The 17,135-nt window shown below is 52.9% G+C and carries 14 protein-coding genes and 1 pseudogene; 8 read left to right on the plus strand and 7 right to left on the minus strand.

Translation table 11 applies throughout. The annotated features are described in order from the left end of the window. Window positions 1-1,066: 1,066 nt before the first annotated feature. Together HU737_RS06915 and HU737_RS06920 are read right to left on the minus strand one after the other, a co-directional pair. Complete coding sequence (locus tag HU737_RS06915) at window positions 1,067-1,900, minus strand: MurR/RpiR family transcriptional regulator (RefSeq protein WP_186553625.1); 834 nt, start codon at window positions 1,898-1,900, stop codon at window positions 1,067-1,069. 188 nt (window positions 1,901-2,088) lie between these two features. After that, a complete protein-coding gene (locus HU737_RS06920) occupies window positions 2,089-2,712 on the minus strand; it encodes a cysteine hydrolase family protein (RefSeq protein ID WP_202885250.1) in 624 nt (207 codons plus the stop codon). A gap of 363 nt (window positions 2,713-3,075) precedes the next feature. On the opposite strand from HU737_RS06920, the gene HU737_RS06925 reads away from it, so the two are divergent. From HU737_RS06925 to HU737_RS06940, 4 genes are all read left to right on the plus strand, one after another. Beyond that, complete coding sequence (locus HU737_RS06925) at window positions 3,076-4,395, plus strand: type I glutamate--ammonia ligase (protein ID WP_186553623.1); 1,320 nt, start codon at window positions 3,076-3,078, stop codon at window positions 4,393-4,395. Window positions 4,396-4,452: 57 nt separating this feature from the next. Further along, entirely contained in the window at window positions 4,453-5,775 is a 1,323-nt protein-coding gene (locus tag HU737_RS06930) for an APC family permease (RefSeq protein ID WP_186553622.1), read from the plus strand. A gap of 49 nt (window positions 5,776-5,824) precedes the next feature. Further along, complete coding sequence (locus HU737_RS06935) at window positions 5,825-6,940, plus strand: succinylglutamate desuccinylase/aspartoacylase family protein (protein WP_186553621.1); 1,116 nt, start codon at window positions 5,825-5,827, stop codon at window positions 6,938-6,940. Between the two features lie 138 nt (window positions 6,941-7,078). Beyond that, on the plus strand, window positions 7,079-8,488 hold the full coding sequence (locus tag HU737_RS06940) for an SLC5/6 family protein (RefSeq protein WP_202885249.1): 1,410 nt from the start codon (window positions 7,079-7,081) through the stop codon (window positions 8,486-8,488). 383 nt (window positions 8,489-8,871) lie between these two features. On the opposite strand, the pseudogene HU737_RS06945 reads toward HU737_RS06940, so the two are convergent. From HU737_RS06945 to HU737_RS06955, 3 genes and pseudogenes are all read right to left on the minus strand, one after another. Next, window positions 8,872-9,135, minus strand: a pseudogene (locus tag HU737_RS06945) (integrase core domain-containing protein); the annotation flags it as partial. 99 nt (window positions 9,136-9,234) lie between these two features. After that, window positions 9,235-10,770, minus strand: coding sequence for an FAD-dependent oxidoreductase (locus HU737_RS26760; RefSeq protein ID WP_186553619.1), 1,536 nt, complete (start codon window positions 10,768-10,770; stop codon window positions 9,235-9,237). A gap of 360 nt (window positions 10,771-11,130) precedes the next feature. Beyond that, window positions 11,131-12,528 (minus strand): tyrosine-type recombinase/integrase, encoded by a 1,398-nt coding sequence (locus tag HU737_RS06955; RefSeq protein ID WP_186553618.1) that lies wholly within the window; start codon window positions 12,526-12,528, stop codon window positions 11,131-11,133. Between the two features lie 873 nt (window positions 12,529-13,401). Between HU737_RS06955 and HU737_RS06960 the strand changes: the two genes are divergently transcribed. From HU737_RS06960 to HU737_RS06970, 3 genes are all read left to right on the plus strand, one after another. Continuing rightward, complete coding sequence (locus HU737_RS06960; RefSeq protein ID WP_186553617.1) at window positions 13,402-13,572, plus strand: hypothetical protein; 171 nt, start codon at window positions 13,402-13,404, stop codon at window positions 13,570-13,572. 252 nt (window positions 13,573-13,824) lie between these two features. After that, window positions 13,825-14,625 carry a hypothetical protein gene (locus tag HU737_RS06965; RefSeq protein ID WP_186553616.1) on the plus strand — a complete coding sequence of 267 codons (801 nt, stop codon included), beginning with the start codon at window positions 13,825-13,827 and terminating at the stop codon, window positions 14,623-14,625. A 168-nt stretch (window positions 14,626-14,793) separates the two neighbouring features. Further along, the gene (locus tag HU737_RS06970; RefSeq protein WP_186553615.1) at window positions 14,794-14,994 is read left to right on the plus strand and encodes a hypothetical protein; all 201 of its coding nucleotides are present in this window, start codon (window positions 14,794-14,796) and stop codon (window positions 14,992-14,994) included. A gap of 84 nt (window positions 14,995-15,078) precedes the next feature. On the opposite strand, the gene trbK is transcribed toward HU737_RS06970, so the two are convergent. Then, window positions 15,079-15,324 (minus strand): entry exclusion lipoprotein TrbK, encoded by a 246-nt coding sequence (gene trbK, locus HU737_RS06975; RefSeq protein ID WP_186553614.1) that lies wholly within the window; start codon window positions 15,322-15,324, stop codon window positions 15,079-15,081. A gap of 234 nt (window positions 15,325-15,558) precedes the next feature. Between trbK and HU737_RS06980 the strand changes: the two genes are divergently transcribed. Further along, complete coding sequence (locus tag HU737_RS06980) at window positions 15,559-15,729, plus strand: hypothetical protein (RefSeq protein ID WP_186553613.1); 171 nt, start codon at window positions 15,559-15,561, stop codon at window positions 15,727-15,729. A 111-nt stretch (window positions 15,730-15,840) separates the two neighbouring features. Here the strand turns inward: HU737_RS06980 and HU737_RS06985 are convergent, their stop codons facing one another. Beyond that, window positions 15,841-17,133: an OprD family porin gene (locus HU737_RS06985; protein ID WP_186553612.1), complete on the minus strand. Its 1,293-nt coding sequence runs from the start codon at window positions 17,131-17,133 to the stop codon at window positions 15,841-15,843. Window positions 17,134-17,135: the final 2 nt, after the last annotated feature.

The following is a 17,135-nucleotide window of genomic DNA, read 5'->3' on the forward strand; positions in this document are numbered from 1 at the left end:
ATAATGCCCGTTTCGCCGAGTAAATTTGATCAGTGTCATGAACACTAATACCCCTTTCCTTGCGGAGACTAGGGGTTGAGAAACGCTGAGGTTTGGTTTCATTAGCAAGATACTGGCTGTTGCTAGCATCGTGCTGGTTCTATCATTTGGAACATTTGGTGTGTTGGTATATCATCAGCAGCGAGATTGGATTTCCAGCGATGTAGAAAAAAATTTGGATGATGTCGGTGCTTTGGCGACAAGCAATATTTACAGTTGGATGGGAGGGCGCATGCTCCCTGGTAGAGCACCTTGCACAATCGGCCGGCTCCCGTCCAGGCTACCTCACAGGGCTCTTAAATAATAGGATCCTCACGTCTAATTTTAGATATATATTATGGTTCTGACCAAGGGCAGTTTACGCAGATCCCTGATGAGCCCATGCTAGATGGCTACGTCCCACGGCAGCGTCCGTGGTACAAGCTTGCCAGTGTTAGTAGTCCAACTGTTCTAACAGCGCCCTATGTCGAATCTAATACCAATGGATTGACCATTATAGTCGCCACTGCCTTTAGGGCGAATAATCGAACCCTAGATGTGGTCAGGGGTGACCTCTATATTGGACATACAGTCACAATTCTTAATTGTCTCGATTTGAAGGGCATGGGCCATGCTTTTTTGGTAAGCGGTCGAGCAGATATTTTGATGCACCCTGATTCAGGTTTGGTAGAAAAGCCACCTGCCGAGATTTACCCCATATTCAAGAATTTTACTGATTGGCGTTTACAGGAGGTGTGCTAGGGCAAGGATCTTGCTAGCGTCGCAGCCAAAACCGAATCTATGGATGCAATGAATCATTCCATCGCTGCTGCAACCGAGGAGCAGACGGCGGTGATTGATACAATAAGTTAAGACATCGCTCAAAAGAACGAGCTTAATCAGGGCGCGGCTAGAATCTTGCAACGCACCCTAGCGGCTTGTAATCAGATGGATATGCAAGTGTCGGAACTACAGCAGCTAGCTCGGGGCTTTAAAATCTAGTGTAGGGGGCCCAGACGATAGCGAGCCTGGGCTTTTAAAATAAATGTCAATCTCGACCGTATGATCGAATAACCTCAAGCCTCTTGAGTCGGGTTGAGGCGGTTTCGCCGAGCTCCTTAAGCAGAAGCATCGAAAGATACTCCAGTTGTGCCATGGCGGGAACTAAGCTGTCGTATGCCGACCCTGAAGAAATATCTGAGATAACTACATTATTGGTCAGCTCCGATATCGGGGATAGCCATTTATCGGTGAATAGTACAATTTGAGCGCCTTGCTCCGCTGCCAATCTGGCTAGTCGTACGGTGTCTTCTTGGTAGCGACGGTAGTCAAAGGCGATTAGAATATCTTTCTTTCCAATGTCAACTATGGTATCGAGGTCGTGCGCAGGTATCCTGCCTAAAATTTCAGTGTTGCCGCGCATTTCTTTTAAGTGGGCGTATAGGTATTCAGCCAAGGTTTGACTGAATCTTCCTCCACGGACATATACGCGTTGTCTACTGTCCGACAGCAGCTTTACAAGATCAAATCCCGCTGACAGCTCCGCAATAGCGTCTTCAACCATCGAGCCTAAACCCTTTGAGAACGTATGTGCTTCATCTTCATGAGGCTGATTGATCATTGTAAGGGGCGAGCTTAGCTTCAGTTCGAGCTCGTTAAGCCATGCTTTTTGAAACTCAGGAAATCCCGAATAGCCCAGCTTTACGGCAAAACGCAAAACCGTTGGTGCGCTGACATGTGCATGATTTGCCAACTCATGAATGGTACCCAGGGCCAGTATGGGTTTGGCCCCGGTCAAGAGTTTGACAAGCTTGCGTTCACTCGGAGTGAAGCTGGATTTATTGGCTTGAATCAGCTGTCGAATGGTCTTGGGGGAGGTCATGGTTGGCCTAGTGAGTGATGCGTAGCACGAAATCGACGGTTGGCGTATGGCAACGGCAAGCTAGCATATTTTGAGGAGGGAGCGAAAAGTGGGCAGTGTTCGGATAGAGCATTCCCATAATCTGCGACCTTGAGATTTGCCCTATCACCTCTATCGGGATAGGGCAGCCTTTAGCTCGTCGCGCCCGTTTATCTTCCCAGTTCTGTAACGATTTCTTGTGTGGTCGAGACCCGGCAATATCCGCCAAACGCGGACAACGCCTGCTCGTGTCGAGCAGTGGTATAGCTTGCGCAAGCGTCAGATACACAGATCATGAAATAGCCCTTATCCGCCCCGTCTCTGACAGCCATGTCGATGCATTGATCGGTCAACACTCCTGCTACGACAACGGCCTCAACACCCAAGTTACGCAGCACGTAATCCAGATTCGTAGAGTTGAAGACTCCGGACGAGGTTTTGGGGAGAAGGATGTCATCCGCTTCTGGTGCAATAGCTTCAACGACCTTGCCCTCCCAAGACCCTTTAGCCACGAAAAGCCCGGAGAGTTTGTGGTCAAGCGATCTGTCGCGACCATCGCTAGTGAGGCTTTCGATCACGGTGTACACAACCTCGCTCCCCGCCGCCCGGGCGGCGTCAATCAGCTTTCTGATTTGGGGTACGACGTGCTGGGTCACCTGCCGGTAGTAATCCGGTTGGTTTTCCTGGATGTACGGCGAAACCTCAGCGTTCTGGACATCGACAACCAACAGAGCGGTGCGCTTGGGATCGACCAGCGTGCTGCGTGACAGACCTTCCGGGTAGGTACCTTTCATCATTCTTCCTCTTGTTGTGGATGTGCGTTTCTTGAGCATTTTTCAAAGCGTCTCGGCGATCGATTCCCTCGCGAGCTAACACTCGCGCCGCCTGAATACGCCATGTCATCCCTGTTCACCCTCGACACGATGGCCATTCGACGGCTGACCGATCTGCCTGTTGCGGAGAACCGAGACCGCTGATACTGTAACACTAGTTTCAGAGAATCGACAGAGTCGTAATCGTGAAATGGAAATTACGATGTCGATGCGGTCGAACCCTTTGGGCTAGCAAGGAAATCCGTCAAACCAAGTGGCTTTTTTTCACGTGATTGGCCGGTCGGCTGACGCCAGGCCAAGCGCGATTCGAAGAGTGAAAAGACGATGCAAAACAAGAATATAAGCAGCAACCTTGCCCATTTTATCAGTCACGACTACTGCGGCATTACCCGAGCTAGATCGTTTCCTGAGCATCGATTGGACCCTAACCTTAAAAAAGGGCTCTGCTGGACGCCGGCGAATTTGGCGTTGAACCCATTCGGTCAGATTGTGGAAAACGAATGGGGCGCGCTAGGCGACCTGATCATGCTGCCCGATGCCTCTTCTGAGGTAAGCGTGTCCGGTAGTGAATCGGTCAGTCCGCTTCGTTATTTTCATGCAGATTTTTTGAACATGGACGGTTCACCTTGGGAAGCATGTCCTAGGCAGTTTTTGAAGCGGCAGCTTAAAAAGCTGGAACTGCTCGGTATCAAAGCAATCGCGTCGTTTGAGCACGAATTCATGCTAACCGATGTCGCCACGCCTGCTGCGTGTTTCTCGCTGCAAGCAGCGCGGTCGGAGGAGAAGCTCTGCAATGCCATCACCGAGGCGCTGATTGAAGGAAAAGTAGATCCCGAGATGTGTATCCCTGAATATGCAGCTCGGCAGTATGAGGTGACCTGCAGCCCGACCGAAGCATTGCAAGCTGCCGATCGCGCAGTGAACGTGCGCGAGATCGTTCGCGAAATTTGCCGTCGTCAAGGGCGCTCCGTGTCCTTCTCGCCCATTCTTTCTCTGAATCCTGGGACGAATGGCGTACATGTCCACGTTTCGCTGTGGAGCATGGCGGGGGAGCCACTGACCTACGATCCTAATCGACCAGGTCAATTGTCTGACCTCGCGAGCCAGTTCACCGCTGGTATTCTTGAGCATATGGCGGCTCTCACTGCTTTGACTGCACCTAGCGTCGTGTCCTACCAGCGCTTGCGTCCTGATAGTTGGAGCGCGGCTTATGCTTGTATCGGTCAACAGAATCGAGAGGCTTCGATTCGGATTGCGCCGATTACCCACCTGGATGGCTGCGATGCAGCGAAGCAAGCGAACATTGAGTACCGTGCCGCCGACGCTCTGGCATCTCCCCACCTTACGTTGGGCGCCATCTTGGCGGCAGGTATAGACGGCATCAACAAGAAACTGGCCATGCCGGATCTAGTTGCCGTGAACCCTTCGTCCATTCCTGAGGATCAACACCATAAATATGGGATGCATCCATTGCCTTCGTCCCTCAGCCAGGCCCTAGAGGCACTGGGTAACGATGAAGTGATGAGATCCAGTATGGGAGAAATGCTCTTTGACTGCTATCGAGCAATCAAACAGAGCGAGATCACGCTGATGCGCGATAAGAAAGACAACGAAATCCGAGATTCCTATTCTGCTGTCTACTAATTAAAAGCCGTTTCAGAAGGCGGCTTAAGCCGTTCTTCTGAGTCTAGGAGAAAAGACATGCATTCTGGTAACGACGTTGAGCTCAAGCGTACATTGACCGTGCGCCATATGGTGATCTATGGAATGATCTTCATGATACCCATTGCGCCGATGGGTATTTATGGTTACATCGTGACTGAATCAAAAGGGATGGCCACAATGGCCTACCTGGTAGGAATGATTGCCATGATTTTTACGGCACTCAGTTACGCACGAATGTCATCGACCTGCCCAAAAGCAGGTTCGATCTATGCCTACGCTAGTCACTCGCTGGGGCCTAGAGTAGGTTTCTTGGTTGGCTGGTTGGTGCTGCTGGATTATATTCTGCTGCCTGCTCTTTGCTATATTGTCTCGGCATTAGCTCTAGAGGCTGTTACGGGGCTGTCTAAATGGATATGGCTGGTCGCATTTATTGTTTTCAATACTGCGGTCAACGTGCGAGGAATCCATATCACCGCTAAGACGAACGATTTCTTTGCCATCTGCCTGATGGGTGTCTTGGTCTGGTTTGTTACGCTTGGTCTCTACATGGTGTTTGGTGGATACCTCGGAGAGCCCAGTATTGCGCCTCTCTACAACCCGGAGACCTTTAGCCCTGGGCTGATCATGAGCGCAGTCTCGATTGCTGCATTGAGCTTCCTGGGCTTCGACGCCATCAGCACGCTTGCGGAGGAAAACTCTGGGAAGGCAAGCGACGTGGGTAAAGCAACCATCACGGTTCTTTTTATCATGGGTGGGCTCTTTATCCTGCAAACCTGGGTGGCAGGGATGGCCTGGCCAGACTTTGGCGCGCTGGCTCAGGATAAAGATAACGCTTTCTACACCATCGCTTATGCGGTGGGAGGGACGCCGTTGAAGGTAGCGTGTGCAGTAGCCACGGCGGTCTCCTGGGGCTTCTCGTGCGCATTGGTGGCTCAAACAGCCATTTCTCGCATCCTCCTGAGCATGGCAAGGGATGGCCAACTTCCGAAGGTGCTCTCCAAACTGCACCCTTCATATCAGACGCCGTTCGTAAGCACGCTGTTCGTCGCCGCCGTATCACTGGTAGTGAGTGTGTTGTTCATGGCTCACGTTGACTCGTTGACGTCCCTCGTTAACTTTGGCGCTCTGTCAGCTTTCTTCGTCCTACACCTGTGTGTGTTGAATCAGTTCATGGTCAAAACTCCATCGCACCGTTGGATTAAGGACGGCCTGATTCCACTGATGGGGCTGATGGTTATTGGGTATGTGTGGATGAGTCTCAGTGCACACTCACTTAAGATGGGTGCTGTATGGTTGGGACTCGGCATAATATATATGGCGTTAAACAATCGCCGGGTCAAAAAGCTTCAATTTTCTTAACTGCCATTGATTTGCGGCATCCCCTGATGCCGCAAATCGGAGTTTCAATATGATTGAACAAAAACATTTGCTGGGTGACGGATCTATTGGAACCTCGCGGGTCGTCCATAGCTTTCATTTTGGGGTTGCTGGTGGGCGGAAGGTCTATGTACAGGCCGGCTTACACGCCAGCGAACTCCCAGGTATGCTGGTCTGCCATTATCTGCGTGATATGCTGTCAGTCGAAGAGTCGCTGGGCACCCTGCTTGGTGAAGTTGTTGTTGTGCCAGTAGCTAATCCGATCGGTCTTGATCAGACAATTCTGTCGTATCAAATGGGGCGATTTGATCTTGCAAGCGGTGAGAATTTCAATCGCCGCTTCCCTGACCTAGCGCTTGTCATCGCGTCACAACTGAAAGACCAGTTCAGTAGCGATGCCAAAGCTAATATCGAATTGGTCAGAGCTGCGCTCCGACAGCATTTGACTAAGCTTAGCTGCCAGAAGCAATCTGACTCCCTGCGTGTCCTGCTGCTGAGATTGGCATGCGATGCCGATATCGTCTTGGATCTGCACTGTGATTGTGAGTCAGTTCTCCACCTCTATGCTCACCCTTTATCACTCGACGAGGTCATGCCACTTGCGGCCCTAATGGGCTCACACGCTACGCTTTACGCTGCTGAGCAAGGTAATACGCCCTTTGATGAAGTATGTTCATCATTTTGGGTAAAGCTTCAAGAGCTTCTTCCGGAAGTAAGTCTTCCTCTCCCAACCATCAGCATCTGTATCGAGCTGCGGGGGCAGTTGGAGGTCAGTCATCATCAGGCACAGGAAGATGCTACCCGCATCGTGGAGTATCTGCGCCTTCAGGGGGTTATCGCTGGCCAGCATAACATTCATCTCCCCAAGCTTCTGCATGAAGCGACCCCGCTTGGTGGAACCGAGGTTCTCTTCGCTGATGCGGCAGGGATAATCGTTTATCTCGCTGAGTGTGGACAGCTTCTCCTACCAGGCGATCCTGTTGTTGACGTCGTCGACCCGGTAACTGGAAAAAGCCAACGCTACAACGCTAGCGTCACGGGCGTGCTTTTTGCCCGACAAAACCGCCGTTATGCGATGCCGGGGATGGACTTAGCTTATATTGCAGGCGATGACGTTCTTCGTGAGGGAAAGCTACTGTCAGCGTGAAGCATTACTATGGCAGTAATCATTAGCCGTTCCTAGCATCCTGCGGATCATGTCCTCGGGATGCAGTTGATTTTGCGAAATTATATAGTTTAGCTGGCTCTCGAAATGCTCTGTCTTGACTAATATGAACTTGCAAGGGTGGATTTGTTTCCTTGTGCGGAACATGTTAAGTCGTTAAAAGGTGCATGGTGTTGTTCGAAGGCAGATGATGCTTTGGTGATACCAGTTAATAGTATAATTACAATCATAGATGGTATAGGGTTTTTTATGTTGTCTGTCGTTAATTATCGTGAAGAAAAACTGCTAGAGAAGCCACCTTTTACATCCTATGATTTTGGTTGGCTCGTGCTTTGCATCGGTATGGCTATAGGGTCGGGAATTGTATTTATGCCCGTGCAACTGGGGCTTAAGGGGTTATGGGTGTTTCTTGTTGCTGTAATCCTATCGTATCCTGCTGTTTATCATTTACAGAGTCTTCTTCTTCGGACTTTAATTAATTCAGAGGGTGGCGGTGATTACACTGGTGCCGTTAGTTACTACTTAGGTAAAAATTGGGGGGTGGCGCTAGGATGTGTGTATTTTATCATGCTGCTGAGCGGCATAGTCACGTATGCGAGCACAGTTGCCCACGATAGTGCATCTTATTTGCAAACTTTTGGGCTGATTGATCGTTCATTAGTAAATGAATGGTGGTATGGGCTGGTCGTGATGACTGTGTTGGTTGCCATATCATCGCAAGGGGAACGCCTGATTTTCAAAGTGGCAGGTCCAATGATTATGATTAAGTTTGGTATCGTAGTCGTCTTGGCACTGATTATGATCCCGCACTGGGATTTTTCGAATGTTGTAGCTTTTCCCGAAGTGGGTATATTTTTTCGTGATGTGTTACTGACGCTGCCATTTGCACTGTCGTCAATTATATTTGTGCAAATACTGAGTCCCATGAACGTTGCTTTTAAAAGTATAGAGCGCGACTGGTGTGTTGCTGCTTATAGAAGTATTAGGGTCAATAGGATTGCATACGTTATATTGGTGGTGGCAGTTCTGTTCTTTGCGCTCTCATTTTCTTTTTCTGTTAGCAAAAATGAAGCGGAAATAGCTTTAAAGCAAAATATCTCTGCCTTGGCTATTGCTGCCAAGGTAATGCCTGGCGCTGGCATACAGGTCATGTCGGTTATGCTTAATGTATTTGCCATTGTAAGCGCTTTTTTTGGGATTTATTTGGGCTTTCATGAAGCGCTCAAAGGTATTGTGCTTAATTTGCTTTCTCGAAGGTTTAATCTGGGTGCCAATGATACAAGGAGGCTTGCAATTGCATTGTCGGTTACGATAGTTGCGTTTCTTTGGGGGTGGTTGCTAGGTGGTTTCTCCACTCTGTTACTTATTCAAGTGGTGGGCCCAATTTTTGGAGTTGCAACGTGCTTGGTGCCGTGTTATTTGGTTTATAAAATTGATGGTTTGAGTCACTTGCGTGGAAAGGCAGCCTGCTATGTCTTTGCCTATGGTGTGCTTTTGATAGTTTCACCTTTCTTCAAGTTTCTTGAGTAGGGATTCCTCGTGTTGTCTCGGATAGTTGGCGCAGGATTTACAGTCTTAGTCTATCAAGGTTACCCATTTTTTTGAATGTGGGTGCTCTGAGTGGAGTAAGTGCGCAGATTTCTCATTAATGACCCAGGGAGATTGATCTGGGCTTTTAATTCTAGGGTGATTGCAAGCTGGCTCAGCTTTAGGCGAGTTTCGTACAACATGTAAATTTATATCTGTCCACCCCCATAAAAACATATAGTGAGCGCCTAACTGAACACCGATGCTGCGCTCCCGTTTCATTTCTGGAGCCAGCGCGCCATCATGAGCCCCGACAGCAAAGTAGATAAAGTCTGCCTTTATCCAAGCCTGTTCATTTTCGAAAAAACACCGGCAGCCTCACCGCCCTAGGTGTTTGGTCTCGGAATGAGGTGGTGCGGGTTAATAGTGAAGCGATCTGGATGTTGAGTCCAGACCTCACAGATGACCTTGAATAGCGTGCACCAGCGCAAAGTCTTCAGGTGCCTGGCAAAGTTGTAGGCCGTTACGAAAGCCAGCACATGCGCCTTTAGGGCCTCGATACTGCGGTAGTGGAGCGCCTCGATTGTCGCTTCTTTTATCGTCCGGTAGATGCGCTCGACCTGGCCATTAGTCCACGGATGCGCGTCTTTCAAGCACAATACTCGGCGTTTCCGTCTTTATGCCCCGACCTGAAATAGCGACGTGCAGCAGGTGGCAGGATCCCTGCCGTAGTGTCATCGCGGTCATCGTCAAGTCCTGAAGCCAGACATCAGGCGCTGCTGATCATTGGCAAGTCCATTGAGGCTGCTACTGATGGTCGCAGCATGTTCCGAATGGTTCGCCAGCTCCTTCGTCACGTCCCTGATGGCGATGACTGTCTTGCTCACTTCCTCGGATACGGCGCTCTGTTCCTCGGCGGCGCTGGCGATCTGCAGATTCATGTCGTTGATGACGGCCACCGCGGTGTTGTTATCATCCAGCACTTTACTCGCCCGTCGTACCTCCTCGACACTGCTGGTGGCCTGGGCATGGCTACGCTGCATGGCCTTCACCACCAGGTGGGTGCCGGCTTGCAACTGTTCGATGACGACACGGATCTCGCTGACCGAGTCCTGGGTGCGCTGGGCGAGATGACGGACCTCGTCGGCTACCACGGCAAAGCCCCGGCCGGACTCTCCTGCTCGCGCTGCCTCGATCGCCGCGTTGAGGGCCAGCAGGTTGGTCTGCTCGGCGATCGAGCGAATGACCTCCAGTACCCCGCCGATTTCATCGCTGCTGCTTGCTAGACCCGACACATCCTGCTGCGCCTGGTCGAGGTGCCGGGCGAGCTGGACGATCACGTCATTGGTATGGCTGATGACCCGCAGTCCCTCCTGGGTTGCGGAGTCCACATCCGCCACCGCGTTGGCGGCCAGGGCGGCACTTTGGGCCACTTCATGAGACGTGGCGGTCATTTCCTGGGAGGCTGTCGCGACCAAGTCGATCTCCCTGAACTGCTGTTGCATGCCAGACAGCCCCGAGGCCGCTACGGACGCGGCCTTGTCTGCGGTCGCCCGTGTGTCGTTCACCGAGCGGGTGACCGCTGCGATGACCGGTTGCAACTTGTCGAGAAAGCGGTTGAACTTTCCCGGGTGGACATTGCCGGCTTCCGGAAAGAACAGCCCCTTGCCGAAGGTGCGGCTGCCGATGATCTCGCTGACTTGTTCGGGCGCCAGCGCCTGGATGTAGCGCTCGACGCCCAAGCCTTGGCATTGCTGGTGGAACTCATCGAGCTGCCGCTCCTGGGCGGGGCAGGTCGAGACGCGCAGGTTGCCGGCTTCCCGCCATTCGACATCGTTATCGCAAGCGCTGGCGTAAGCCCGAAACGCATCCTGCGCCCGGCTTCCGAGATGAGCGAGGTCAAGGGCGGCATCTACGCCCAGCGTCTTGATGTTGGACGCTAGCGACTGCCAGTACCCGTGAACGATTCCGCCATTGCGGGTGCTTGCGCCATCTCCAGTGCGGAAGGCTTCAAGAACCGCGACCTGCAACTGCGGCCTGCGCTGCTTGAGGGTCAACGCTGTCCAAAGGCCGGTGAAGCCACCGCCGATGACTACGACGTCATACCTAGCCCCTCCCTTGAACGCGGGGGAGGGCTGACCTCTCGCAGTCTCGATATCGTACTGCCACCACGCTTGCTGGGACTCCAGATTTGCAGAAATAGGGCGGGGTATTTCCATGGCAAGGCACCTTGGGGAGAAATGGTAATTCACCTTGCAGCAATACGGGTGCCAAAATTTATTCATTTATAAATCAGGTGCTTAGCGTTAGCTGTCTCAAAAGTAAGAGTGTTAGCTGAGCACTCGAACGGCATTGCCAACAAGGCAGAGCTATTCGCCAACCGATTGGTCGCGAATGGCTGCGTTGGCCGCAGATCAGGATTCTGCGGAATCTGATCATTGGTTAATATGATTTCTGCGACGTTGTGTCGATCTTCAAAAGGCCGACGAGACGCGCCGTTCGTTCACAACTCAAGGGATTGCAAGCCTTGAAGAATGAGTCCAGAATCAAGGCCATGTCTGTTTCAGGGATAGCTGTAAACCCTTAGATTTCAAAAGCTCGCAGGCCCGATGCGAGTCTCGTTTCCCGCTCCGATTAGTTTCTCATTAGATTTCAGCCGTTGGAGCTCGAAGGATTGTTTCAAGGCGATCCCCTAGTATGCTCCATGCCTCATTTTTCTCCTTGGCATAGTCATAATGCAGATAATGCCGGCGTACCTTTGAGCCTCCCAGCAGGTGATTCTGGCAACGATCAATGATTTCTAATGTCACACCGAGCTCCTGCATCATGGTCGCTCCTGTACGACGCAAGTCATGCGGAGTCCATTCGCCCTTGTTACCTTGGCTTAGTACCAGTGAGTCGTCGTGATGCCGACCAGATAAAGGCTTGCTGCGATTCTTGAAGCAGCATTGCCGGTCTCCGATCAGCTTGCTGACTGTTTTGGTATCCACATGACTGCTTTCGTCTTTGCTGGGAAAGCAGAACTGGGTGTGGCCTGTTTCTTCTCTAAGACGTTTGAACTGGTTCAGCGCGAATGATGATAGGAATACATGGTGATCCTGCCGTTTACCTTTATGACCTTTGGTGGCTTCTGCTGGAATGAACCAGGTGCCGTTCTCGAGATCGACATGTCGCCATTCGGATTTTAGGAGCTCTCCAATGCGACAGAGCGTGCTAAGGCAGATCCAGACTGCGCATTGCACGCGAGAATTCACAGGTCGGATGCCGGAGTATTTCTTACCGGCGGGCAAGGCATCATACTCACACACCAAGCGAGTGAAAATTTGTTGCAGCTCTTGGATTTCGTCAGTGGATAGAAGACGATCGCGCTGCTCCTGATAGTCATGATCAAGTAGCTTATTGACGTCAATCAGGTCGGCGGGATTACCGTCTACCATCAGGGTGCGCCACGGCTTGCGTTTCTCGGCCCATCTCAGCATCTGACCTATGTCCTTGCTGCGAATAACGACGGTACGGTTTAGACCGCGGGCTTTAATCGAGCGCAGGAGGGCGAGCAGATCTTTTTCAGTTATGGTTCGCAGTGGTTTATCGCCAATAGCTGGTAGCACGTCTTTGGAAAAGCTGCGGCGCAGTTCTGCGTTGCCGTCCTGGCGAGATACCCCGTCGCGCATCCACTCTTCAAAAAGGTCGGTGACCGTCTTGTTTTCTGCAGCCTGACGTTCGGCTTCAGCAATGGTTGCGGCGACCGCAGCTTGAGCCTCGATCTTAGCTGCCTTTCGGGCAATGGCGGGTTCTATACCTTTAGTAACGCTTGCTCTCACTTCGTCTCGCTCAGCACGAATCTGCGCTAGCGATTTTTTGGGCCAGCTACCTAGGCGCTGATCGCGTTTGGCTCCGCCCATTTTGAACTCGTAGCGGAACAGCGCTGTAACGCCGCGCACACCTGCACGAACTTTGGCGGTCAGGCCACCCTCTTCACGGAGCGTTTTGCCATCATCGGCGGGTGTGAGTGCTTCGAGTTGCTTCACTGTGATCTTTGCCAATGTCTACCCCTAGCCAAGGTCGATCACCTTGGAATTTTGCCCCACTTTTGCCCCACCGGATCGACCGGCTATAGGTGGATGCTGATGGACAGAGATAGAACGTAATATAGTCTGTATGCCGCGTATTTGCTAGCTTGTATGCTTTCCGTGGCAGTCCAGATCACTCCATGAAAATACACTAAATAAACGCATGGGGTGCAAGGGGTCGAGTGTTCGAATCACTCCGTCCCGACCAAAAATCCCTAAAAAATCCAGTCACTTAACGGTGGCTGGATTTTTTTTATGGGTGGCCTTTTCTTCGTCACCACCAAACAAGGAGAGTGATGATGGGGTGGCGGAAAAGAGTGAAGGTGCTTCTTTCGCCACTGATGACTAATCGTTGGCGCACAGTTGCTTTGGTAGGGTTCGCCGTATGGTGCGTTTTGCTCCGGTACGTAGACCTGGGTACGCTCCTGGTCGTGTTTAGTATGCCCTTCGGCATCGTTCTCTTTTGCATGGGCCCGTTGGAGTTCGTCCCAAAGAGCTGGTCCCGGTTTAATTTCTTTGTAGCTTCAATGATGAGCCTGTTTTTTCAAGGAAGCTTGATGTTTCTATGGATCGCCCTGTCCTTTGAGCTCCCATGGAGCAAAGCGGCCAGGGGTGTATTCATAGTTCTCTGCATTGCACTGCAAGTCATTATTATCAGTTGGATTCAACGCAGGACGATGCGTTCGTATATTCGAAAACGAAGCGAATAGCGCAACCGTGCGCAATGAATTGAGTCAGGCTCATCGTTCAAGAGGGGAAGAGCTGACGGGCAGCACGCGGTGTGAGGTTTTGCGATGGATGTGGATCTTTGGTATAACGCCCGGCCATTTCACAGGAAGGAACCTCATGAAACGCACCGTCATTGGAGCAATGCTTGTAGCCCTCACTGCGCTGTCGCTTAGCGGTTGCTGGGAATCCGAAGCAGAGAAGAAGGCCAAGGAACAACAGGAAGCGAGCGAGAACTTCTGGAACATCACTCCGCCTGATGAAAGCCAAGACGAGGGGTTCACGCCATGATTCGCTCCCTCGCACTCTCCCTGCTGGCCTTGTTCGGCGCTGCAATGCTCAGCGGATGCCTAGAGTCCAAAGCTGAGTAAGATTGGCCCCGCTCGACGCTTGGGCCGCATCTGGAGCGGCCGAGGCGATGATGCTGTTCTGCCGGAAGCGCAGAGATCCACGAGGCGATTTGGCAGCAGAGCTCTCGCGCTTTGCAAATGGAAACAATGTGATACCTTTTGCGTCCTTCAATCGACTTCAGGAAGAGGTCTCATGCAATTGGCTGTTGTTGCAAACGAACATAACGACGCGCAAGTACTGAAAAAGGCTTGCAAGAACGCTCATCTGAAGGGGTTAAGTGTCTTAGCCGCCGCCACTCTTGCCGCCCTCGCAAGCACGGCAACCCTGGCCGCAGACGATATTTCAGGCGTGGTCATCGGTTCCTCGTTGGCTGAAGCCAAGGCCGCCATTGCCAAGGCCAATCCCGACTACAAAATTTCTTCGTTGATGCTGACTACCGGCCAGGAAGCTGGCGTCACGGCGAAGACGGACGACCGGATGCCATGGACTGGCACCACCAATGCAGGCGGGCCATCCGACGAGTTTGCAGCGCTGCAGAACGAGTCTGGCAAGGTTTGGTTCATCGCTCGCGTTCAGCGCTTCGATGAAGGCGGGCGTATCAAGATCGACGCGCTCAAGGCAGCCCTGACGGAAAAGTTCGGTAAACCTTCCAGCACCTCGAACATGATGGGGCTCGGCTTCAACTGGCAATACGACCGCAACGGCAAACAGTGGTTTGGCTCTGGCGTGGCGCCTTGCCAGGGCGGCGCTCGCAGCAGCAATATCCCGGGCGTGTCGATAAGCGCCCCGCGTTCGTTCAGCCCAAACTGCGGCAAAATCATCTCGGTTGGCGCTTCGACGCAAAGTGACGACATGGTGCCTCACTACACTGTGTCGATCATTGATGCCAAGTCGATGTTTGATGAGCTGGCTGCTGGCGATGCCAAGGCAGAAGCTGAGCGCAAACAGAAACTGGCAGACGAGCAAGCAAGGGCGGTCAAGCCGAAGATCTGATAGCCGTTTGGTTTGAGCCGTTCTTTGCATAGGGTTTGGCGTGCGTTGCAGAAGTTGCAAGGCTGCGACTATCGCCAAACCCAATGTTTCCCCTTGTAAGATCATTTCTATCCGCCGCGGATTTCGAGATTGCGTGGGGGTGTAGAGGGATTAGAGCAGGAGGCAGGTATGCTGTGGTTCGGAACTGAGAAGGCCAGGTTCAAGCTTCAGCGGCGCATCATGGGCGTCGTTCTTTTGCTCGCCATGTTGTTCCTGGTAGTGCAGGTCGAAGCCTATCTGTCGGGGTGCGGTACTGCCGGCGATGTGCTCGATGGCGTTTTCATCAGCTGTTTTGCTGGAGGTATGTTCTACCTCGCAGGCCGATGGTGAGGGCACTGACATACGCTCGTTGCAGAAACACAAGAGGAGCCGTTGGGCTCCTCTTTGCATCGGATCGAATGGCGACAGGCTGACTCAGTATTTACCTTCCGGGCTCTTCTCGAACGTCCACTCGGTCATCTTCTTGGCCGCAAGAAAGCTCTTGCAGTTGGCGATGAATTCGTTGCGATTGGCTTCTTTCGAAAGGCTCGCCAGGTTCTGCTCGTACATCTCAGGTGCGCAGTTATCCGCGGTTGGCTCAGGAACTTTTTCTTCTGAGCAGCCGGCCAGAATCGCAGCCATTGCCATCGCTGCGGTCAGCTGAACAACTTTAATATCCATATTTCCTTGGTCCTTCTTGCGCAAACGTGGAGGTCTCTGGTTGTGAAGCTCATCTTAGTGGCGACACATAACGCGCCAGCTTAACCAATTTGATCGATGGCTGGCGACTCTCCGGTAGTGCCGACAATACCGGGATGATGATTTTTGTGTATTAGCGCAAGGCGCTGGTGCAGGGTTTTGCGCTGCAAATCGATATTTGATATAACGCCCGGCCATTTCCAAGGAAGGAACCTCATGAAGCGCACCCTCATCGGCGCAATCCTCGTCGCCGTCACTGCTCTGTCGCTCAGCGGCTGCTGGGAATCGGAAGCCGAAAAAAAGGCCAAGCAGCAACAAGAGGCCAGCGAGAACTTCTGGAACATCAGCCCGCCTGATCGGAGCAAAGACAAGGGCTTCAAGCCATGAAACCTGCCGCCGCCTTATCAAGGCGGCGTGTCGGTTTGAAGGGGAGGCGCTGGTGATCAGCGCCGCTGGGCAGGCTGGAGCGCCTTGCGGGTGGCTCCAGCCTCGCCCCATTCAGAACAGCTTGACCGTATAACTCAGAATCAACCGGTTCTCATCGATATCCGTGCGGTAGTTCGAACGTGCCATAACGTTGCGTAGCCGCACCCCCAGCCCGGCCAACGGCCCGCTCTGGACCACATAGGCCAGGTCCAGGTCGCGCTCACGGTCACGCCCCTCGAAGCCCAGCCCAGTCTCTACATCACGCCCTTGGACATAGCGCAGGGTCGAAGTCAGCCCCGGAATCCCCAATGCGACGAAGTTGTAGTCATGGCGCACCTGCCATGAGCGCTCTCCCGGCGCCGAGAACTCGTAGGTGGGCAGGGTGTTGCCCATCGGGTTGGTGTTGGCGCCGACCTGGATGAAGCCGTCGTCTCCGCCGATCTGCTGATAGCCGACGTAGAAGGTATGCCCGCCGGTCTTGGCCGAGAACAGGCTGAACAGCGCATGGTTGTCGTACTTGCCAGCGATCTGGCGGCCATCCTCGCGGGCATCGAAGTAGCCGGCATTAACCCCCATTGTCCAGTCACCCAGCGGCTCGGCGTGCTTGAAGCTGTAGAAGCGCTGTTGATAGATATCCTCCAGTTGCGCCTGCCACACGCCGACGCTGGTGCGGTTGTCGTTGAAGGTATAGTCGGCGCCGACGTAGTTGAAGCGGTCACTGGTAAACCGTGCCAGACGTGCCGGATTGATCGGATCGTTGACCAGCGCATACATCTTCTGGCTGTTGGAAGAGTCGCGCAGGCTGGTCGAGCGGAACTGCCCGGCGCTCAAGGTCAGCCCGGCGAACTCGCGTGACTCGAGCATCGCGCCTTGGTAGGTCGGCGGCAGCAGGCGCAGGTCGCTGAACAGCAGCACCGGCAGGTTGGGCATTAGCTCACCGACTTTGAGCTCGGTCTGCGATAGCTTGAACTTGATCGCCGCGCCCAGGCGGCTGTAGTTGTCGGCAGACTTGCCGCTTTCAAGGCTGGGCAAGAGCCCGGACTTGGCGTGCTCAGGGCTGCTGTCGAGTTTGAAGCCGAGTAGGCCAGTGACGTCGATGCCGACGCCCAGGGTGCCCTGGGTGTAGCCGGAGCTGGTATTGAGGATAAAGCCTTGAGCCCACTCCTGGGTGCGCGACTGGGTGCTGCTGCCTTTGATATCGGCATAGTCGCGGCTGAAGAAATAATTGCGTGCTTGTAGCGTGGCCTTGGCGCCTTCGATGAAGCCGGCTTCTTCGGCCGTCGCTTCGGCGCACAGGGCGGCGGCAAGACAACCGCCAGTCAGGCGTGCGGTGCAGGCTAAGCGTTGATGGGTGTGACCTTGCATGT

This window comes from Pseudomonas urmiensis, from assembly GCF_014268815.2.
Taxonomy (GTDB): Bacteria; Pseudomonadota; Gammaproteobacteria; order Pseudomonadales; family Pseudomonadaceae; genus Aquipseudomonas; species Aquipseudomonas urmiensis.